Raw genomic sequence first — 20,707 nt, 5'->3', positions numbered from 1 at the left:
GATTGGATGTGGACATACAATCATGAAAGACCAAACATGGGCTTGGGTGGAATTACACCAAAGCAAAAACTAGCACTTGCAGTACCAGCTTCTACTTTTAGCTTAAGTTAAAAATGGGGGGATTACCCTGTGTCATGCTGTAATCAAGTTGAGCGGTGTTTGGAACGGTTGGCATTGCCAAGCGAGCCATTTTTAAGATCCAGTCCTCTTGATACCACTCAGCTACAACACCATAGGTATATCCCTTGCTGTCTGCAGCATAGCTATAGGCACCCATGGAAAAAATGGCAAAGTTTTGAAATTGAGTTCGAGGATCATGGCTATAGCTATTTTGATCAAAGAAATCCAAGGTTGCGAATTTACCGTAACTCAATACGATTCTGTTTTTATCAAGATTTCCTGCCAGTTGGTTGGGGCCACCTTCTACATGTTCTTTGCCGCCGCCAAGCCCAAAGGTTTGGCGAATAAATGCACGTGCGGTGTAGTAGATCGGTGGAGCATAGGAGCCCTTTTGGAGTTCACCATTTTGAAATCCGCCCAAGCCAACAAGTTGTCCGTTAAAAGGGGTTCCCTCAAACATCTCTGGATTCCAATAGACTTCTGCGCCTTCCCAAAGTCTTGCCCCCAAGAAAGCAGTTGCGCTGAAGGTGTAGCTCTTCCCGCCACCGCCTTCGGATTTATTTAAAAGACTGTTTTGTCCGTAGTAGGGTGAATTGAAGTTATTTTTTTGCTGAACAATATACGTTGACTGCCCATGAATACTCCATTGCTCAGTTTCACCTTCAACTGCAATCGGTGCATCTATCTCTGGCTGATCACTAACAGGTGCCACTGCAAGTAGGATTGGTGTGTCACTCACCGGAGCTTCTGCATGTGCACCTAAAGATAGACCCAAGCATAGGTTGCTTAATAGGGTGATGATGCCTGTAGGCCTAGGGTTAAATGAGAAAAACATCGCAAATACTAAATATATTTAATGAGAATTATTCCTATCTTATCAAACTATTGAGAATGATTCTCATTTGAAAGAACTTTGAGGTAGTGAAAGTTTATGTTTTTATCGCTCTTCGGAATGGTTTTTTAATCTGCACTTATTCAATGGTCAGTGTTTGGAGCATATCTTGGGCATTCCTGGTACTAGATTGGTGCATGAGCCCCATGGTGGGGATTTCTTTTATTTGCACCATCTTGAAACATCCTTTAATCGATGCAGGCGGTAGGTATGTGTGCCCAACTGATTAATTTACTTAAGAGGTGAGAGATGAAACGTAGATCAATTTTGAAGCTTTCAGCATTAGCAGCAGCTTTAAGTTTTGCAGGTTTTAGTCATTTAGCGATGGCCCAAAGCAAAGAACCAATTAAGGTCGGTATTTTGCATTCCTTATCCGGAACAATGGCTATTTCTGAAACATCACTAAAAGATATGGATTTAATGGTGATTGACCAGATTAACAAGAGTGGCGGTGTTTTAGGGCGCAAGCTTGAACCAGTGGTAGTCGACCCAGCCTCTAATTGGCCATTATTTGCAGAGAAGGCACGACAGCTCTTAACTAAAGATAAAGTTTCTGTAGTTTTTGGTTGCTGGACTTCCGTATCACGCAAGTCTGTATTACCAGTGTTTGAGGAGCTCAATGGCTTACTCTTTTATCCAGTGCAATACGAAGGTGAAGAGATGTCTCGTAACGTTTTCTACACTGGGGCAGCGCCAAATCAACAGGCTATTCCGGCGGTTGAGTACTTGATGAGCAAAGAAGGTGGCGGCGCTAAGCGTTGGGTGCTTTTGGGTACTGACTATGTGTATCCACGCACAACCAATAAGATCTTGCGTGCATTCTTGAAATCCAAAGGTGTTAAAGACGATGATATTCAAGAAACATATACGCCATTTGGTCATTCCGACTATCAAACTATTGTTGCCAATATTAAAAAGTTCTCTCAAGGCGGTAAGACAGCAGTTGTATCAACTATTAACGGCGACTCAAACGTTCCTTTCTATAAAGAATTGGGTAATGCAGGCTTGAAAGCGAAAGATGTTCCAGTAGTAGCATTCTCTGTTGGTGAAGAGGAATTGCGTGGCGTTGATACAAAGCCATTGGTCGGTCAATTGGCTGCATGGAACTACTTCATGTCAGTTAAGAATCCAGTCAATGACGAGTGGAAAAAACAGTGGGCCGCTTACTCTGTAGAGAAAAAGTTGCCAGGGGCTAGCAAGCCTTTGACAGATGACCCAATGGAAGCTAGCCGTACCGGTATCTTGATGTGGAAAGCGGCCGTTGAAAAAGCAGGAACCACTGATGTTGATGCTGTGCGTAAAGCAATGATTGGTCAAAAACTCAATACTCCAAGTGGTTATCTTGAGGTGATGGGCGCTAATCACCATTTGTCTAAGCCAGTCATGATTGGTGAAATCAAGGCAGACGGACAATTCAACGTAATCTACAAAACTCCAACAGCTATTCCAGCTAAACCATGGAGCCAGTATATCGACGGTAATGCAGGCAAGCCTGATTCAGTACAGTAATTTTCAATAGAAATACCCTCCCTCGCTTGGGGGAGGGTTTTCATAGCCGCCATGAAATTTCCAATCTTTTCAAAACTAATCCTTTCTGCTGCTTGTGTATTGGCATGTGGGATTACTTTTGCAAAAATTAATGTTGCAGATTTAAAGCCCCTGTTTAATGATAACTTTGATGCCAAAGTTAAAGTGGTCCAAAATTTATCTAAAGAAGGTAGTCCCGAAGCCTTAGAAATTCTTCAGGCTCTCAGTGCAGAAAGCCTTTTCTTGTCGCCCCAAGGTGTTGTAGTTCAAAAGGGCGATCAATATTTAGATCCCTTAACCGGACTAAGTGTTTCAGTGAAGCCGGATGAACTGCAAGACGTTATTCTGAATAATCAACTGCGCGGTAAAGTTGATAATGCCTTGCTAGGTTTACAGCTAGCTTCTGCAGATCCACAGATTCGCGCTAAGGCAGTCGACTCTTTAATCAAGGATCCCGAGCCAGACACCTTCCCATTGGTTGAAAACTTACTGGCTACCGAAAAGGATCCTGCGCTCAAGCCAAAAGTACAGAAGCTCTGGGCGCTCCTTGCTTTGCAATCCGACAATCAAGAATCAAAACTAAAGGCAATTGAACTCTTAGGCGATAGTGGTGATCCACAAGTTGCTGCATTGCTGGCGCCTTTGGCAAAAGAGGGTGGCCCAGTGCAAGAGGCGGCTGAAAAGGCTTTAGCCAAAATTAAGAAGTCTGAGTTTAGCGGCGAAATCCTGGGTAATGTGATCGCTGGGTTTAGTTATGGAAGTATTTTGTTACTTTGCGCTTTGGGCTTGGCGATTACTTATGGCTTGATTGGCGTCATCAATATGGCGCACGGTGAATTCCTGATGGTTGGTGCTTATGCAACTTATGTTGTACAAGGATTTTTCAGGCAATATGCTCCTGGCTATTTAGATTGGTATTTGTTATTCGCTTTGCCGGTTGCTTTTATTGCCGCCGCCTTAGTGGGTATTTTGATCGAAAGAACGGTCATTAAATTTTTATATGGTCGTCCGCTAGAAACCTTATTAGCCACCTTTGGCGTCAGTTTGCTGATGATTCAGATGACCAGAACTATTTTTGGCGCTCAAAATGTCGAGGTGGCTAATCCAACGTGGATGTCTGGTGCCATGCAGGTACTACCTAACTTGGTTGTGCCCTATAACCGGATCATTATTTTTGCTTTTGCGATTGCAGTAGTAATCGTGACTTGGCTAGTATTAAACAAAACTCGTCTAGGGCTTTTCGTCAGGGCGGTTACTCAAAACCGGACTATGGCTGCGTGCGTGGGTGTCAAAACAGTTCGCGTAGATATGTATGCCTTTGCATTTGGCGCAGGCATTGCCGGTCTTGGTGGTGTAGCCCTTTCACAGATTGGTAACGTAGGTCCCGATCTTGGTCAAAGCTATATTGTTGATTCCTTCATGGTGGTGGTACTCGGTGGAGTAGGTCAGCTTGCAGGCACTATTTATGGTGCATTTGGACTTGGTATCACCAGCAAATTATTAGAGCCATTTATTGGCGCCGTATTGGCCAAGATTGCTATCTTAGTGTTCATTATTATTTTTATCCAAAGACGTCCTCAAGGCCTCTTCGCACTGAAAGGCAGGAGCGTTGATTAATATGGATATTAGAAAGCTTGCTCCTTCATCTAGCTTTAGTTTGGCAATTCCTGAGCGTGAATCCATACTCAGCAAGCGTGCCTATATTGCCTTAGCAGCATTGACGCTGTGCGTATTAATTGGTGTGCCAATATTTTCTTTGCTGGTTCCCGACACTAGTATGTTCTACATGTCTGCTTATGCGCTTAGTTTAATTGGCAAGATTATGTGCTTTGCAATTGCGGCCTTAGCGCTTGATTTGGTTTGGGGTTATTGCGGAATATTGAGTTTGGGGCATGGATTGTTCTTTGCTATTGGCGGTTACATCATGGGCATGTATCTCATGCGCCAGATAGGAACTGAAGGTGTATACAAAAGCGAATTACCTGACTTCATGGTTTTCTTAGACTGGAAAGAGTTACCTTGGTTTTGGAAAGGGAGCGATCATTTCTGGTGGATGCTTTTGATGTTGATTCTGGTTCCTGGAGCGATTTCTTGGGTGTTTGGATACTTTGCTTTTCGCTCCAGAATTAAAGGGGTTTACTTCTCCATCATTACCCAAGCCTTAACATATGCCGCTATGCTTCTTTTCTTTAGGAATGAAACGGGCTTTGGTGGCAACAATGGTTTCACGGACTTTAAGCGGATATTGGGTTACTCCATCAGCGCGCCAAGTACTCGCGTCACACTTTTCATTGTTACCTTCTTAGTCCTGTTGGGCAGTTTTATTCTTTGCCGAGCCCTGGTGACCTCAAAAATGGGAAGGGTGATTACAGCGGTACGGGATGCAGAATCTCGTTTGATGTTTTGTGGGTACAACCCCTTAGGTTACAAACTCTTTATTTGGGTTCTATCTGCCATCCTATGCGCCATTGCTGGAGCTTTATTCGTTCCGCAGGTGGGCATCATTAATCCTGGAGAGATGTCTCCAACAAACTCGATTGAGATGGCGATCTGGGTAGCAGTAGGTGGCCGCGGCACCTTGCTAGGTCCAATTATTGGCGCATTTGCGGTGAGCGGGGCTAAGAGTTTTTTTACCACTAACTTTGCAGAATATTGGCTGTTTTTCTTAGGAATGATGTTTGTATTGGTGACCTTGTTTCTACCGAATGGATTGCTGGGTATCTATCACAAATTGGTTGTTAAGAAGGGTGGGTCAAAATGAGCGCTCACTTTCTTGAGAAGGGAATCGATACTTCTCATACTGGAATCCTCTATGTGGATGATCTATCGGTCAATTTTGACGGTTTTCAGGCCATTAATAAATTGTCATTGACGATTGATGTCGGCGAACTGCGCTGTGTGATTGGGCCCAATGGCGCCGGTAAGACTACCTTAATGGATGTCATTACCGGTAAAACTCGCTCTAACATTGCCGATATTGATGGCTCCGTTTATTTAGGTTCGACCATTGATCTTATGACCATGAACGAGCCACAAATTGCCCAAATTGGCGTTGGCCGTAAATTTCAAAAGCCCACGGTATTTGAGCATCACCCTGTTTGGGAAAATCTTGAATTGGCAATGGCTGGAGATAAATCATGGCATCACTCCTTGATTGCTAAAGTAGATCTAGAGGGCCGTCGTTTGATGGAATCAGTGCTTGCCCTTACACAGTTAGAGTCAGAAGCTTATCGTGAAGCTGGCCTTCTTTCTCACGGTCAAAAGCAACGCTTAGAGATTGGTATGCTTCTAATGCAGCAGCCCAAGCTGTTATTGCTTGATGAGCCCGTTGCAGGGATGACGGACGAAGAAACAATGCGCTTAGCTGAGCTTCTAAATTCATTACGTGGTCAATGCTCGATGATGGTAGTTGAGCATGATATGGAATTTGTTGCTGCTTTAGCGGGCCCAAAAGGTAAGGTGACTGTATTGGCTGAAGGTTCAGTTCTAGCCGAAGGCACTTTGGATGAAGTGAAGCGTGATGAACGCGTAATCGAATCGTATTTAGGGCGTTAATCATGCTTATCGTCAAAGATCTCAATCAATATTATGGCGGAAGCCATATTTTGCGTAATGTGAATTTTGAAGTCCCCAAGGGTCAATTAACCAGTTTGCTTGGGCGAAATGGCGTTGGCAAAACCACTTTGCTCAAATCGCTTATGGGTGTGGTGAAAGTAAAGACTGGCTCGATTGCTTGGGATGGAAAAGAATTGGCCAATCTACCCCCGTGGTCTCGGGTGGACGGTGGATTTGCCTATGTTCCTCAAGGGCGAGAAATTTTCCCAAGACTCACAGTCGAAGAAAACTTGCTCATTGGAGCGGCAAAATTCTCAAGCCCAAAAAATATCCCTGGATATATTTACGAGCTATTTCCAATTCTGTCGGATATGAAGGCGCGTCGGGGCGGTGATTTGTCAGGTGGCCAACAACAGCAGTTAGCAATTGGGCGTGCATTGATGTCTCAGCCAGAGTTGATCATTTTGGATGAGCCTACCGAGGGTATCCAGCCATCGATTATTCAGGATATTGGGCGCTGTCTTCGTAAATTAGTCGATGAGATGGGCATCACTGTTTTATTAGTAGAGCAGTATTACGACTTTGCAAAAGAGCTATCAGATAACTATATTGTGATGCGCCGCGGTGAAGTCGTCGCGCAAGGCAAAGGTGCTGATATGGATCTCAATGGTGTTCAGGAGATGATTTCGGTTTAAAGTGGATGCTGAATTCACTGAAATGGTTTATCCACATGTTTTTGGCTCCAGATAACGCAGTAAAACAGCTATTTAGGTCTCTAAGTCCTAGTTGGCTAGCCAAACTGAGCCTATCTTATGAGCGCACTGTAATTGGCACTGTATTAAAGAAAAGTTTGCATGAGGGGCCACTGCGAGTTCAAAAAGCTTTATATCCCGAAGGTGATGATATTTGCCACACGGTCATCATTCACCCGCCAGCAGGTATCGCAGGCGGAGATACCTTAGATATCCAGGTTGCTGTTGGTAAGGGTAGTCATGTGGTTCTATCTACTCCAAGTGCCACTAAATGGTACAAATCATTTAAAAATCCTGCTACTCAAAATATTCAATTTGAGCTGGGTGAGAATGCAAAATTAGATTGGCTACCTCAAGAGAATCTTTTTTTTAAAGGCGCTAACTCTAACGTTATTACCAGGCTGAGCCTTTCATCGAATGCTTCATTTATTGGTTGGGACGCCCTGATGTTAGGACGCCATGCCTCTGGCGAGGAATGGTCTAGTGGCCACATTCATATGCTCAATGAAATAAGGCGTGATGGAAAGTTAATTTGGATCGAGAACGGGCATATCGATGCCGAAGATCAATACTCCAGATCTTTACCTCAACTAGGGTCTTGGCCTGTTTGTGCAACTCTATGGGCCGTAGGACCAAGTTGCTCAGCTAATTTAGTTGAAACCTTTGCTCAGATAATGCCTTGGACTGATTCATTACGGGCTGGGGTGACGTTGATGCCACAAGGCGTCTTTTTGGTGAGGGCAGTCTCTAATGATATGGAGATAGCTAGAAATTTTATGATTGATGTATGGTCTAAATTAAGACCGATAGTTCATGGTGTGCCAGCTCAGCCATTACGGCTTTGGGCTTCTTAGGATTGTTATAGGTGAGATATGGAATTAACTCCACGCGAAAAAGATAAATTACTAATATTCACAGCGGCACTCTTAGCGGAGCGCAGAAAGGCTCGAGGCCTCAAGTTGAACTATCCGGAATCAGTCGCTTTAATTAGCGCTGCGATTATGGAGGGTGCGCGTGATGGCAAAACGGTCGCACAACTGATGCACGAAGGGCAAGCGATACTAGGTCGCGAAGATGTCATGGAAGGGGTTCCAGAAATGATTTCAGATATTCAGATTGAGGCAACATTTCCTGATGGAACAAAATTAGTCACAGTTCATAACCCGATTGTTTAGGAGCAATACAAATGAGTCTTCATATAAAAAAAATATTGTTAGCTTTTGCTGGATTGATCGGAGTTCTATCTTCAAATTTGGTTTATGCCCACCCAGGACATGAAACTTCGGTTAGTTTCCTATCGGGTCTGATGCATCCATTTAGTGGCTTTGATCATTTTTTAGTCATTATGCTCGTAGGATTTTGGAGTGCTTTCATGCTGAAAAAAATCTGGCTTGGGCCTTGTGTTTTTATATTAGGCATGTGTCTTGGGGTATTTGCTGGCCTAAGTAATTTATCTCTTCATATCTTTGAATTTGGAATCGCTGCTTCTGTAATTGCAATGGGATTATTGTTGCTTGTACAGCGCCAGTACTCCAATAATGCAATCCTTGCCTTAATTAGTTTTTTTGGAATATTTCATGGGTTTGCCCACGCTGAATTATTTTCAAATGGATCCTATGGAGCTTCCTTAGTGGCGCAAGATATGGCCGGCTTGATTTTGGCAACTGGGATTTTGCATTTATCGGGCGCTCTATTAGTCAATCTCCTTAAGGAAAAGACGGCGATCTTTGCAAGAGTGACTGGATTTGCTAGTGTTATATACGGCTGGGTATTAATCAGTCAGCTTTCCTTTGCACTGCTTGGCGGAGCATCGACATGAGTTCGCCATCGAGTGCAAATAGCCAACGCTTTATTCCAGGGCAGATGTTTGTAGAGCCTGGAGATATTGAGTTGAATGTTGGCCGAAAAACACTTTCAATTGAAGTCTCTAATAGTGGCGATCGTCCTATTCAAATAGGTTCTCATTTTCACTTCTTTGAAGTAAATGATGCCCTGTTATTTGATCGCGATAAAACAAAGGGCATGCGATTAAATATTGTTGCAGGCACTGCTGTGCGTTTTGAGCCAGGCCAAAAGCGCACTATTGAGCTTGTAGAGGTGGCTGGTGAGAAGAGGATTTATGGCTTTGCTGGCCGCGTTATGGGGGGTCTCTAATGGCTAAGATTGGTCGTCAAGCCTATGCTGAAATGTTTGGCCCTACTGTAGGTGATCGTTTAAGACTGGCGGATACCGGCCTCATGATTGAGGTTGAAAGGGACCTCACTATCTATGGCGAAGAAGTCAAATTTGGCGGTGGTAAAGTCATTCGTGATGGTATGGGTCAAAGTCAACGCGAGTCAAAGGACTGTGCCGATACCGTTATTACCAATGCGGTAATCATTGATCACTGGGGCATTATCAAAGCTGATATCTCTATTAAAAATGGCAGAATATCTAATATTGGTAAGGCTGGTAACCCAGATATTCAACCGGGGATTACTTCTGTCATTGGCCCTGGTACCGAAATTATTGCTGGCGAAGGAATGATAGTGACCGCGGGTGGTATTGATACTCATATCCACTTTATTTGTCCGCAGCAAATTGAAGAGGCTTTAATGTCTGGGGTAACCACCATGATTGGTGGCGGTACGGGCCCGGCAACTGGTACTTTTGCAACTACTTGCACGCCTGGTCCTTGGCATATTCAAAGAATGTTGCAATCCATCGATGCATATCCTATGAATATTGGCCTATTGGGTAAAGGCAATGCTAGCTTGCCAGCTGGATTACGAGAGCAAGTTGATGCAGGCGCAATTGGATTGAAGTTGCATGAAGACTGGGGGACTACGCCAGCAGCGATTGATTGTTGTTTGGGTGTTGCTGATGAAACTGATACTCAGGTGGCAATTCATACCGACACTTTAAATGAGTCTGGATTTGTAGAGACAACCTTAGCTGCATTTAAGGGGCGCACTATTCACACTTATCACACCGAGGGCGCAGGAGGTGGTCATGCCCCTGACATTATTCGTGCGTGTGGCGAGTCAAATGTATTGCCATCCTCAACTAACCCCACCAGACCATTTACGGTTAATACTTTAGATGAGCATTTAGATATGCTGATGGTGTGCCATCATCTTGATGCATCTATCGCTGAAGATATTGCCTTTGCAGAATCGCGCATTCGTCGTGAAACAATTGCTGCGGAGGATATCTTGCATGACTTAGGCGCCTTCTCGATGCTTTCATCAGATTCTCAAGCGATGGGTCGTGTGGGTGAGGTGATTATTCGTACATGGCAAACTGCTGATAAGATGAAGGCGCAGCGCGGTTTATTACCTGGCGATACAAACCGTCACGATAACTTCCGAGTCAAGCGTTACATCTCTAAGTACACCATTAATCCTGCCATTACCCATGGCATTTCTCATGTTGTTGGGTCTATAGAGGTGGGTAAGTATGCGGATTTAGTATTTTGGAAGCCTGCCTTCTTTGGCGTCAAGCCTTCATTAATATTAAAGGGTGGGTCTATTGCGGCAGCTGCTATGGGCGATCCAAACGCATCTATTCCAACGCCGCAGCCCGTTCATTACCGAAATATGTTTGCGGGCATTGGCCAGGGGATACGTCATAGCTCGTTAACTTTCATTTCTCAATCAGCTATGAATGCCAATATTCGTGATGCTTATGGATTAGAGAAGCAAGTTGAGGTGGTAAAGAATTGTCGATCTATCACCAAGGCAGATATGGTCCACAACGATTGGCAGCCAAATATCTCCGTAGATCCAGAAACCTACCAAGTGATAGCAAATGGCGAACTATTAACTTGTGAGCCAGCAAAAGTATTGCCAATGGCTCAACGATATTTTTTGTTCTAGGAAAAATAATGTCAGAACCAATTCGCGTTGAGAAAATCATCCCCAAAGGACAGGGCTTAGCCAAAGCAGTTATTGCTAGAGCGCTCGAACTAAAGTTGCCATTTGAGGTACGCAATAAAAGCCGTTTTTCAGAAATACTTTCCGATGGTCGTGAGGCACACTTTTTTCTGCCAAGAGGTAATGTGCTGGCAAGTGATGATATTTTGATTGCAGATGATGGATCCATGATTCGAATCTCCGCGGCGGATCAAGAGGTAATAACAATTGCCTCTACCGACGCACATCAGCTAATGAGGGCGGCTTACCACTTAGGTAATCGACATATTCCTGTTCAGGTAGGCTTAGGATTCTTGAGGATTGAGCCTGACTCAGTGTTAGAGGGCATGATTCATCAACTGGGGTTGGAGTCTAAGCATGAATTTGCCCCGTTTGAGCCTGAAACAGGTGCGTATGGAGGTGGACATCGCCATAGTCATGCTGAGACATTTGATAGTGACTATGCCTTAGCTCAAAAAGTGTATGCCGAACATGAGAAGCCACATGTTCATGGGCCTGGATGCTCTCACCATCATCACGGCGATCATGATCATTCAAATGAGCATTGATCTAAACGAAATCACTGCATTGATGCAGTTGGCATCACCAGCATTGCCAATCGGTGGGTATAGCTATTCTCAGGGCTTAGAAGCTGCCATTGATTCTGGCTTGGTAAACGATCCCCTTACTGCAGAAGCGTGGATAAAAGATGTATTTTTAGGCGTCTTTGCCAGATCTGAAGCCCCACTTTGGCTTCTCAGTTACGAGGCTTGGGCAAAAAATGATATTGAATCAGTCCAAAGTCTGAACGACTATTTCTTAGCCAGTCGCGAAACCTCAGAGCTCAGATCAGAAACTGAGCAGATGGGTTGGTCTTTATTGCAAATCGCGCAATCATTGGGTTGGGGTAGCCAATACCTTACTCAATTATCCGCAATCAAACCTTTGTCATTATTGACGGCCCATGGCTATGCCTGCTTTCATCTAAACATACAGTCAAAGAATGGGCTTGCAGCTTATGCATTCTCATGGATAGAAAACCAAGTAGCAGCTTCCTTAAAAGCTATACCGCTGGGTCAAGTAGCAGGGCAACATGCTCTAACAAAGATTCGCTTGCTTGTTCCTGAAATGGTTGAACAAGCTGAGCAAAGAGCCAAATCTGGTTTATCGATGGTTGACAATTTTTCACCGATGTTGGCTATCCTTTCTTCCAGGCACGAGACTCAGTATTCCCGATTATTCCGTTCATAGAAATAAGAAATGATGAGAACTAAAAAAAATCCCCCTTTAAGAGTTGGCATCGGAGGACCTGTAGGTTCAGGCAAGACAACTTTGTTGGAGATGCTTTGCAAAGCAATGCGTGATCAGTATGACTTGGTAGTGATTACCAACGACATATACACTAAAGAAGATCAGCGTTTACTTACTGTTGCAGGTGCATTAGATCCAGAGCGCATCATGGGGGTCGAGACGGGTGGTTGCCCGCATACCGCCATCAGAGAGGATGCCTCTATCAATTTAGAAGCCGTTGATCGTATGCAAAATCAGTACCCAGATGTAGATATTATTTTTATTGAGTCTGGTGGTGATAACTTGGCGGCAACTTTCAGCCCAGAGCTTTCTGACCTGACGATTTATGTGATTGATGTTGCTGGAGGGGAAAAGATTCCTCGTAAAGGTGGCCCTGGAATTACACGCTCTGATTTATTAGTGATTAATAAAACTGACCTTGCGCCATACGTTGGGGCTTCACTTCCAATCATGGAATCAGATGCTAAAAAGATGCGAGGAGAAAGACCCTTCATCATGGGCAGCGTTAAATTAGGTGATGGATTAAATGAAATTATTAAATTCATTGAACAAAAAGGCTTGCTTGTTAGTTAATTAATAAAGTCGATAGACTCAACTTTTTAAAACAAACTAAAATAATCAGCAGCAAATTATTGATAAAAAGTGTCTGTGGAAAACAAAAACAAGAAGAGATTGTGCACTGCACCAATGATGGAGTGGACGGACCGCCATTGCCGTTCGTTTCATCGCACGCTCACTAAAGAGGCTGTTCTTTATACAGAGATGGTCACTTCTGGTGCGCTCATGCATGGGGATGTGCCACGTCATTTAGATTATTCACAAGAGCAACATCCTGTTGTTTTGCAATTAGGCGGCTCAGAGCCCGGCGACTTAGCAATGTCTGCCGAACTAGCTCAACAGTGGGGTTACGATGAAATCGATCTCAATTGCGGTTGCCCCTCAGAGCGCGTGCAACGTGGTGCCTTTGGCGCCTGCTTAATGGCTGAGCCTAATTTAGTTGCAGACTGTGTGCGCTCTATGAGGGGAGCGGTTGATATTCCGATCTCCGTAAAGCATCGTCTGGGCTTGGACTCGATGGATGCCGCAAATTCTGAAGCTGATTACCAATTTGCGCTGAACTTTATTCTTGCTGTTGCCGATGCTGGTGCCAGTCAGGTAACCATTCATGCACGTAATGCAGTGCTTAAAGGTTTATCGCCAAAAGAGAATCGCAGCAAACCACCGTTGCGTTATGAAGTAGCTGCAAAGCTCAGAGTAGATGCGCAGAAGCAATTTCCGAATCTCAAAGTATTGCTTAATGGTGGTTTGGAAACTAATGAACAAATTGCTGGCCACTGGGATGACTTTGATGGTTTCATGGTGGGAAGGGCTGCATATCATTTCCCGGCGCTACTTTTAGGCTGGGATGACATGATTAATACGGATGGTGACGCAGCTGGTTACCTATTTAGCGAAACCGAGTGGCATCGCATTCAAATTGCCTTAGTCAAGCAAGTACAAGATTGGTTTGACGAGTGCCAAGCCAAAGGCAAACCTTTTTATATCGGCGCATTCACCAGACACATTCTCGGCTTAGCTCATGGCAGGGCAGGATCACGGTATTGGCGCCAACGTCTCTCAGATCATCACGCCTTGGCCAAAGTTCAGAGCAAGGCCGCCATCTTGGATTTCTTTATAGATGCAAGCCTGTGTCTTGGGGATTGGGCAGCTTTTGAGTTCGACAGTGCCTAGAAACAGGTCTTGAGGGGATGTTTTTGACAGGTTTTTGAGCAAAAAGCTATAATCTAGGTCTTCAGTGGCGGACGTAGCTCAGTTGGTAGAGTCCCAGATTGTGATTCTGGTTGTCGCGGGTTCGAGCCCCGTCGTTCGCCCCACAGAATTAAAGTAAAAAACTCCTCATTGTGACCCTTTTTTTACTTTCCGCCATCCGTGTGTAGCCGATGCCGTGAAACAATAGGGAATGACTAATCCTGTTGTAGATTCCTCCGAAATTGAAATTACCCCCGATTACCAAGCGGTAATTGAGGCTATTGAGCGTCACGATCCTTACATCTTCGTTAGCGGTAAAGCGGGCACTGGAAAAACGACCCTCATCGGCTACTTACGAGAAACCATTCCCGGTAACGTTGTAGTAGTTGCACCAACAGGGGTTGCCGCGCTCCAGGTTAAAGGAGTGACCATTCATTCCTTTTTTAGGTTGCCTCCACGACTCATTTTTCCAGAAGAAGATATTAAGCCCCTGCGCGACAAGCGTCTTTATAAAGATATCCGCTTACTCATCATTGATGAGATCTCGATGGTGCGTGCGGATGTCGTGGACGCAATGGATTTGTTTCTGCGCGAGAACGGTCCGCAAAAAGGCAAGCCCTTTGGCGGCATTCAGGTAATGTTTGTGGGGGATTTATTCCAGCTGCCACCAGTAGTCTCTAGTTCTGATATGCAAGTCCTAGCAGAGCGTGGTTACGAAGGACCTTATTTCTTTTGCGCTATGGCCTTGCATCGCAAAGACGTCACGATGGTAGAGCTCTCCAAGATCTTCCGTCAGAAGGATGAGCACTTCGCAGGCTTATTAAATCGCATTCGAATTAATCATGACATTGATGAGGCTCTTGATACTCTGAATGCCCAGTGCTATCGGAAGGATGTCGAGATAGATGAGCAGACCATCACTCTGACCACTACGAATGCACGAGCAGATCAAATAAATGGAGCAGGCTTGCGGGCAATTTCCGTTGAGGGCAAAGTCTACTCAGGTTCGTCGACTGGAAAATTTAATATTGATGAGCGTAACCTACCGTCACCTAATAATTTAGTACTTAAGGTTGGCGCCAAAGTAATGTTCACTGCAACGGATCCTGGATTTCCTAAGCGCTGGGTCAACGGTACGATCGGTGTAGTGCGTGAGTTACTGCCAGATAAGGTGAAGGTGATGGTGCAAAACGGGCCTTACGCAAATACGGTAGAGGTAACAGGCCATCAGTGGGAGTCTTATCGTTACGATCACGACATGATGTCAGGAAAGATATCTCCCAGCATCATCGGCACTTATGTTCAGATACCGCTCATGCTGGCTTGGGCTGTAACGATTCATAAGAGCCAGGGCAAAACCCTCGATAAAGTTAAGGTTGACCTATCGTCAGGTGCATTTGCCTCAGGACAAGTTTATGTTGCCCTAAGCCGTTGTAAAACGATTGAAGGCATTTCTCTACAGAGACCGATTGAACCCAGGGATGTGAGCTGCGATCAGGAGATCAAGCGTTTCTATCTGAATTGCTTGCCTTCCAAATAAGGCTATTTTTTCTTATTTGACGTCTGCTGGCTTATGTAATAACATTGTTATTACTATGAAACAGAGCCATAAATCCAATGCTGAAACTACAGCACCACTGCAGGTAGCTATTCGAGCTATTGGCAACTCTAAAGGCGTGGTTATCCCGAAGATTATTCTTGAACAATCTGGAATAAAGGAGATTGTTGAAATGTCAGTCGACGGAGAAAAAATTGTTTTAAGTAAACCTAAAAATACTGTGAGAGAGCATTGGGCTCAAGATGCCCAAAGCCTTGCTAAGGTTGGCGAGGATAAGTTGGTGCTTGGAGATTTTGCAAACGAAGAAGATGGAGATTGGGTTTGGTAAAGAGCAATGTTTCTCGTGGAGAAATTTGGCTTATCAATTTAGATCCTACGATCGGAAGTGAAATTAAAAAAACACGCCCTTGTATTGTGGTATCACCTCAAGAGTTAAATGACCATTTGCGCACCATCATTGTTGCGCCCATGACTAGCAAGGGTAGACCTGCGGGCTTTCGGGTATCTATTACGCATGATGGTAAGAGGGGGCTGATTCTTTTAGATCAAATCAGAGCTGTTGATAAAGCGCGCTTGGTCAAGAAAGTGGGCAAGAGCAATCCAAAAACCCTATCTGCCAGTCTTGGCGTGCTACAAGAGGCTTTTGCTATTTAGTTCTTTATTAGAAGCCAGCTGCCAATCCATCTCTACGGTGATCACTGCCAGCAATAAAAGCAGAGTCGGCATCTTCTGAGAGCTTGGCAATTGCTTGTGCGCTACCAAAGTCCAAGCTGTTTGCTGGTTGTACAGCAACCTCATGTCCTAGCGCTTTCAATCCATCAACCACGCTCTGGGGCATTGCCGCTTCCACAGTGAGCTTGCCTACATCATCAATACGCCAGCGAGGCGCATCAGAACAGGCTTGTGGATTGAGGTATTCATCCACAAAGCGCATCACGAATTGAATATGACCCTGCGGCTGCATATTGCCACCCATTACGCCAAATGCCATAGTAGGTTTGCCATTCTTGGTGAGGAAGGCGGGAAGAATAGTGTGGAAAGGGCGCTTGCCTGGCGCAACTTGGTTAGGGTGTCCATCTTCTAATCTGAAGCTCATGCCACGATTATGAAAAGCAATACCGCCCGGGGCTACCACCCCAGAACCAAAACCTTTGAAGTTAGATTGAATATACGAAATCATCATGCCGGATTCATCGGCGGCGCATAGGTAAACAGTGCCACCAGAATGAGGATCTCCAGGCCCATAGCTACCAGCCTTATTGTGATCAATCATGGCTGCGCGACTAGCTAAGTAATTCCGATCTAATAGGGAACTCACTGGCATTTGCATGGAGCGTGCATCAGAAACGTAGGCATAAACATCAGCAAACGCCATCCGCATGGCTTCAATTTGCAAATGAATGCGTTGCGCTGAGTTAGCAGGGTATTGCTTCACATTGGCTGCTTGCAGAATACCTAAGGCAATTTGAGCGGCGATACCAGATCCGTTTGGCGGAATTTCATGGAGAGTGTAGTCACCATAATCGAAGGCTAAAGTCTCAACCCATTCTGGCTGGTTATCGGCGAAGTCTTGCATAGTGAAGCAACCGCCAGTAGCCCCTGCAAAGTCCACCATACTTTGTGCAAGCGGACCCTTATAAAAAGAATCGCCTTCTGTAGCGGCAATTTCTTTTAAGGTTTTGGCTTGTGCGGGGTATTTCCAGATTTGTCCGGCTTGAGGTGCTTTGCCATCAACTAAGAAGGATTCTGTAAATCCCGGTTGGTTTTTTAGAATCGGAATAGCCTCACGCCATTGACGAGCGATAACAGGTGAAACCGGAAAACCATTTTCCGCATAGTCAATCGCACGTTTAAACAATTGTGCAAACGGAAGCTTGCCAAACTTTCTGGAGAGTTCAATCCAGCCAGCAACCATGCCGGGGACGGTGACTGTATTCCAGCCAATGAGATCCATCGCAGATTTACCAGCAAAATACTCTGGCTTCCAAGCAGCAGGGGCTCGGCCAGAGGCATTTAAGCCATGTATCTTCTTACCATCCCAGAGGATTGCAAAACCATCTCCGCCTATGCCATTCATCGTAGGCTCAACTACAGTCAGTGTGATTGCAGTTGCAAGTGCTGCATCCACTGCGTTGCCACCACTCTGCAGAGCCTCGATGCCTGCTTGAGTGGCAAGTGGTTGAGAGCTCGCAACAGTGTTTTTAGCTAGAACAGGGGCACGACTTCCAAAAGGAGGGGATATCAACATAAGAGCTTATCTATTTAACGACTTAATCTACTTTAACATTCGCTGACTTTACAGCCTTATCCCATTTGCTGGCTTCACTTGCGGTGATTTCAGACAATTTTTCGGAGTTTGCAAACTGAGGATGAATACCTTGGGCTGCCATACGCGCTTTGAAATCAGGATTCGTGAGAATTTTACGAATTTCTTTTTCTAATTTTGCAATGATTACTGGAGAAGTTCCTTTGGGAACATATACCGCATAGAAGTTTTCCACATCAAACTGCTTCATACCATCTTGTCCGAGAGTGGGAACATTGGGCAATAAAGGGGAGCGTTCTGCTGCGGCGATCGCAATCGGGCGTAGCTTACCACTCTGGATATGGGGCAATGAGGCAGTCACACTATCAAACATCATCAGGGTGTTGCCCGCAATCAAATCTGGCAAAGCAAAACTGCTGCCCTTATAGGGGATATGGGTTCCTGTTGCGCCGATACGTTGCATAAACAAAGTGGACTCTAAGTGGGAGAGACTGCCATTACCTTGAGATGCGTAATTAAAGTCACCCTTTTTAGATTTGATAAATGCAATAAGCTCCGGGAGATTCTTTGCTGGAACGCTTGGGTTCACCACAATTAAATGAGGAATTGTTCCAATTAATGCCACCGGAACAAAATCTTTCTGCAAATCAGCCGGCGGATTTTTAAATAGGGCTGAAGAAATCGATTGATTTGTCAGCGCACTAATGTTGATGGTGTAACCATCAGGAGCAGATTTAGCGGCGGCTTGTAAGCCAATCATTCCACCGGCACCAGGTTTATTTTCGACAACGATGGATTGACCCAATGCTTCGGCTAAAGGCGCAGTCACACTACGCGCAAAAATATCAGTAGATCCGCCTGCAGGAAAGGACACAATCGCAACAATCGGTTTTTTAGGCCAATCTGTATCGGAGGCGGCAAGCGCCAAGTTACTTAAAGTCAACAGTCCTAAGGAGCCAAGGATGAGGGATTTGAAATAGCGCATTTAATGATCAGAGAGTGAGATGAGTAATATAGTATTGGAAATTCAGAATCTAGTTTTAAAAAGATCAAATAGAGAAACGCATGACAACAATGAATAAAACAAGCAGCGGAATTGATATGTCAGCATATTGGCTGCCCTTCACACCTAACCGCTACTTTCAGCACCATCCGAAGATCATGCAGTCAGCTAAGGGGGCTTACTACTTTGATGATCAGGGTCGTAAGCTATTTGATGGCTTATCTGGGCTGTGGTGCTCTCCATTGGGGCATGCTGATCCACGTATTGGTGCAGCTATTCAAAAGCAGTTTGAAACGATGGATTATTGCCCTGCGTTTCAGATGGCCAGCGAAACCACTTTTAGCTTGGCTGGTCGAATTGCGAAGATGGCACCAGAAGGATTGGACAAAGTATTTTTCACCAACTCTGGTTCTGAGGCGGTTGATACTGCATTGAAGATCGCTATTGGTTATCACCGAGTAATGGGTAATGCATCCCGTATTCGACTGATTGGTCGAGATCGCGCTTATCACGGTGTTGGTATTGCCGGTATATCCGTAGGCGGCATGGTCGCCAATCGCAAAATGTTCGCCAGCATGATGATGCCCGGTGTAGATCATTTGCCACATACGTTAAATCTTTCGCAGATGGCTTTCTCAAAAGGGCAGCCTAAGTGGGGCGCCCATTTGGCAGAAGAGTTAGAAAAGATTGTGGCTCTTCATGATGCCAATACGATTGCCGCTGTCATCATGGAGCCTGTACAGGGATCAACCGGAGTAATAGTTCCACCGGATGGCTATTTACAAAAGATTCGTGAGATCTGTACTAAGCACGGTATTTTGCTGATCTTTGATGAGGTGATTACTGGCTTTGGGCGCTTAGGCGCAAACTTCGGCGCCGATCGTTTTGGTGTAACGCCCGACATGATTACGTTTGCTAAAGGAATTACCAATGGTGTTATTCCCATGGGCGGGGTGATCGTGCGCGGTGATATATATGACAACATCATTGCTAATGGCGGACAAGAGCAGGCGATTGAATTTTTCCATGGCTATACCTACTCAGGTCATCCAATACCGGCAGCTGCAGGCCACGCAGTACTCGATATATTTGAGTCTGATGATTTGGTCAATCGGGCTCGAGCACTTGAACCTGTTTTAGAAAATGGACTTCATGCCCTAAAAGGTAAGTCTGGTATTTTGGATATTCGTAACTTTGGTTTATCTGGTGCTGTTGAGCTTGATCCTGTTCCTGGTAAACCTGGCCTTCGTTCCATGAAGGTGCTGGAGGCCTGCATCGAAAGAGGTGCTTTAGTAAGGGTGGCTGGTGATGCCATCGCTGTGGGCCCCCCATTTATCTCCAAGCCTGAAGAAGTGGAATTTCTGTGTAGCGTTTTAGGTGATGCTATTGATGAGGCGATGAAGGTTAATTAACCGCGTAAATATTAGGTTTTAATTGGCTTGAATGATTGTATAGCTACGCTATACAATATGGTATGATTAAATCGTTTAGGCATAAAGGATTGCAGTTATTTTTTGAAACTGGAAGCCGTGCTGGTATTCAAAGTTCTCATGCTCCTCGTCTTTCAAGACAATTATCCAGATTGAATGAGGCCCGTAATTGGGAGGATGTGAATATTCCCGGCTGGCGATTGCATTCCTTAGGTGGAAAACTGGTTGGCCACTTTTCAATTTCTGTTAGTGGAAACTGGAGAATTACTTTTAGGTTTGAAGGTGAAGACGTAGTGTTGGTAAATTATCAGGACTACCATTGATGATAAAAATGAGAAAAATACACAACCCCCCGCATCCAGGACTCACCTTGCGTGATGATATTCTTCCTGCCTTAGGGATTACTGTTACTGCCGCAGCTGATCAGCTTGGTGTGACTAGAGTCGCTTTATCTCGAGTATTAAATGCTAAAGCTGCAATTTCGCCTGAGATGGCATTGAGAATTGAGGCATGGTTAGGCGTTGAAAATGGTGGCAGTGCAAGTATTTGGTTGGCCCAACAGTCTGCTTATGATTTGTGGAAAGCCAGAAAGACTATTAGGCCTAAAGTGAAGCACATACAAATACCGGATTTACTGGTCGCCTAATTATT

The 20,707-nt window shown here is 44.8% G+C and carries 23 protein-coding genes and 1 tRNA gene; 21 read left to right on the top strand and 3 right to left on the bottom strand.

Annotated elements, in window-relative coordinates:
• Window positions 1-97: 97 nt before the first annotated feature.
• A complete protein-coding gene (locus VC182_RS10810) occupies window positions 98-955 on the bottom strand; it encodes a hypothetical protein (protein WP_323485295.1) in 858 nt (285 codons plus the stop codon).
• 306 nt (window positions 956-1,261) lie between these two features.
• On the opposite strand from VC182_RS10810, the gene urtA reads away from it, so the two are divergent.
• The 18 genes from urtA to VC182_RS10720 all read left to right on the top strand — a co-directional run bounded on the left by urtA (window position 1,262) and on the right by VC182_RS10720 (window position 16,011).
• Window positions 1,262-2,521, top strand: a complete 1,260-nt coding sequence (urtA, locus tag VC182_RS10805) for an urea ABC transporter substrate-binding protein (RefSeq protein WP_323485294.1) — start codon at window positions 1,262-1,264, stop codon at window positions 2,519-2,521.
• Window positions 2,522-2,572: 51 nt separating this feature from the next.
• The gene (urtB, locus tag VC182_RS10800; RefSeq protein WP_323485293.1) at window positions 2,573-4,156 is read left to right on the top strand and encodes an urea ABC transporter permease subunit UrtB; all 1,584 of its coding nucleotides are present in this window, start codon (window positions 2,573-2,575) and stop codon (window positions 4,154-4,156) included.
• 1 nt (window position 4,157) lies between these two features.
• The gene (urtC, locus tag VC182_RS10795; RefSeq protein ID WP_323485292.1) at window positions 4,158-5,300 is read left to right on the top strand and encodes an urea ABC transporter permease subunit UrtC; all 1,143 of its coding nucleotides are present in this window, start codon (window positions 4,158-4,160) and stop codon (window positions 5,298-5,300) included.
• Window positions 5,297-6,094, top strand: coding sequence for an urea ABC transporter ATP-binding protein UrtD (urtD, locus tag VC182_RS10790; protein WP_215361610.1), 798 nt, complete (start codon window positions 5,297-5,299; stop codon window positions 6,092-6,094). Before urtC ends, urtD begins: the two co-directional genes overlap by 4 nt.
• Window positions 6,095-6,096: 2 nt before the next feature.
• Window positions 6,097-6,789, top strand: coding sequence for an urea ABC transporter ATP-binding subunit UrtE (gene urtE / locus VC182_RS10785; protein WP_011903038.1), 693 nt, complete (start codon window positions 6,097-6,099; stop codon window positions 6,787-6,789).
• Between the two features lie 35 nt (window positions 6,790-6,824).
• On the top strand, window positions 6,825-7,700 hold the full coding sequence (locus tag VC182_RS10780; protein WP_323485291.1) for an urease accessory protein UreD: 876 nt from the start codon (window positions 6,825-6,827) through the stop codon (window positions 7,698-7,700).
• 18 nt (window positions 7,701-7,718) lie between these two features.
• On the top strand, window positions 7,719-8,021 hold the full coding sequence (locus VC182_RS10775) for an urease subunit gamma (RefSeq protein WP_323485290.1): 303 nt from the start codon (window positions 7,719-7,721) through the stop codon (window positions 8,019-8,021).
• Between the two features lie 11 nt (window positions 8,022-8,032).
• Window positions 8,033-8,665 carry a HupE/UreJ family protein gene (locus VC182_RS10770; RefSeq protein ID WP_323485289.1) on the top strand — a complete coding sequence of 211 codons (633 nt, stop codon included), beginning with the start codon at window positions 8,033-8,035 and terminating at the stop codon, window positions 8,663-8,665.
• A complete protein-coding gene (locus tag VC182_RS10765) occupies window positions 8,662-9,000 on the top strand; it encodes an urease subunit beta (RefSeq protein WP_323485288.1) in 339 nt (112 codons plus the stop codon). Before VC182_RS10770 ends, VC182_RS10765 begins: the two co-directional genes overlap by 4 nt.
• The gene (ureC, locus tag VC182_RS10760) at window positions 9,000-10,703 is read left to right on the top strand and encodes an urease subunit alpha (RefSeq protein WP_323485287.1); all 1,704 of its coding nucleotides are present in this window, start codon (window positions 9,000-9,002) and stop codon (window positions 10,701-10,703) included. Before VC182_RS10765 ends, ureC begins: the two co-directional genes overlap by 1 nt.
• An 8-nt stretch (window positions 10,704-10,711) precedes the next feature.
• A complete protein-coding gene (gene ureE, locus VC182_RS10755; RefSeq protein ID WP_323485286.1) occupies window positions 10,712-11,308 on the top strand; it encodes an urease accessory protein UreE in 597 nt (198 codons plus the stop codon).
• The gene (locus tag VC182_RS10750) at window positions 11,298-11,990 is read left to right on the top strand and encodes an urease accessory protein UreF (protein WP_323485298.1); all 693 of its coding nucleotides are present in this window, start codon (window positions 11,298-11,300) and stop codon (window positions 11,988-11,990) included. The genes ureE and VC182_RS10750 overlap by 11 nt, the downstream gene beginning before the upstream one ends.
• Window positions 11,991-11,999: 9 nt before the next feature.
• Window positions 12,000-12,623, top strand: a complete 624-nt coding sequence (ureG, locus tag VC182_RS10745; RefSeq protein WP_323485285.1) for an urease accessory protein UreG — start codon at window positions 12,000-12,002, stop codon at window positions 12,621-12,623.
• A gap of 75 nt (window positions 12,624-12,698) precedes the next feature.
• Window positions 12,699-13,781: a tRNA dihydrouridine(20/20a) synthase DusA gene (dusA, locus tag VC182_RS10740; RefSeq protein WP_323485284.1), complete on the top strand. Its 1,083-nt coding sequence runs from the start codon at window positions 12,699-12,701 to the stop codon at window positions 13,779-13,781.
• A 67-nt stretch (window positions 13,782-13,848) separates the two neighbouring features.
• Window positions 13,849-13,924, top strand: a tRNA-His gene (locus VC182_RS10735).
• 86 nt (window positions 13,925-14,010) lie between these two features.
• Window positions 14,011-15,339: an ATP-dependent DNA helicase gene (locus VC182_RS10730; RefSeq protein WP_215320047.1), complete on the top strand. Its 1,329-nt coding sequence runs from the start codon at window positions 14,011-14,013 to the stop codon at window positions 15,337-15,339.
• Between the two features lie 55 nt (window positions 15,340-15,394).
• A complete protein-coding gene (locus tag VC182_RS10725; RefSeq protein WP_255561308.1) occupies window positions 15,395-15,685 on the top strand; it encodes an AbrB/MazE/SpoVT family DNA-binding domain-containing protein in 291 nt (96 codons plus the stop codon).
• On the top strand, window positions 15,679-16,011 hold the full coding sequence (locus VC182_RS10720) for a type II toxin-antitoxin system PemK/MazF family toxin (RefSeq protein WP_216860768.1): 333 nt from the start codon (window positions 15,679-15,681) through the stop codon (window positions 16,009-16,011). Before VC182_RS10725 ends, VC182_RS10720 begins: the two co-directional genes overlap by 7 nt.
• A 7-nt stretch (window positions 16,012-16,018) precedes the next feature.
• Here the strand turns inward: VC182_RS10720 and VC182_RS10715 are convergent, their stop codons facing one another.
• Both VC182_RS10715 and VC182_RS10710 read right to left on the bottom strand, forming a co-directional pair.
• Window positions 16,019-17,605, bottom strand: a complete 1,587-nt coding sequence (locus VC182_RS10715; RefSeq protein WP_323485283.1) for a gamma-glutamyltransferase family protein — start codon at window positions 17,603-17,605, stop codon at window positions 16,019-16,021.
• Window positions 17,606-17,627: 22 nt separating this feature from the next.
• Window positions 17,628-18,608, bottom strand: a complete 981-nt coding sequence (locus tag VC182_RS10710; RefSeq protein WP_323485282.1) for a tripartite tricarboxylate transporter substrate binding protein — start codon at window positions 18,606-18,608, stop codon at window positions 17,628-17,630.
• 89 nt (window positions 18,609-18,697) lie between these two features.
• Between VC182_RS10710 and VC182_RS10705 the strand changes: the two genes are divergently transcribed.
• The 3 genes from VC182_RS10705 (at window position 18,698) to VC182_RS10695 (ending at window position 20,702) form a co-directional block, all read left to right on the top strand.
• Window positions 18,698-20,038: an aspartate aminotransferase family protein gene (locus tag VC182_RS10705; RefSeq protein WP_323485297.1), complete on the top strand. Its 1,341-nt coding sequence runs from the start codon at window positions 18,698-18,700 to the stop codon at window positions 20,036-20,038.
• Window positions 20,039-20,100: 62 nt separating this feature from the next.
• Window positions 20,101-20,379 carry a type II toxin-antitoxin system RelE/ParE family toxin gene (locus tag VC182_RS10700; protein ID WP_215357080.1) on the top strand — a complete coding sequence of 93 codons (279 nt, stop codon included), beginning with the start codon at window positions 20,101-20,103 and terminating at the stop codon, window positions 20,377-20,379.
• A gap of 8 nt (window positions 20,380-20,387) precedes the next feature.
• Complete coding sequence (locus VC182_RS10695; RefSeq protein WP_323485281.1) at window positions 20,388-20,702, top strand: HigA family addiction module antitoxin; 315 nt, start codon at window positions 20,388-20,390, stop codon at window positions 20,700-20,702.
• Window positions 20,703-20,707: the final 5 nt, after the last annotated feature.

Source organism: Polynucleobacter sp. AP-Nickl1-40-C4 (assembly GCF_035012665.1).
Taxonomy (GTDB): Bacteria; Pseudomonadota; Gammaproteobacteria; order Burkholderiales; family Burkholderiaceae; genus Polynucleobacter.
The sequence above is the reverse complement of the archived record's forward strand: the minus strand, read 5'-3'. Positions and strand labels throughout refer to the sequence as shown.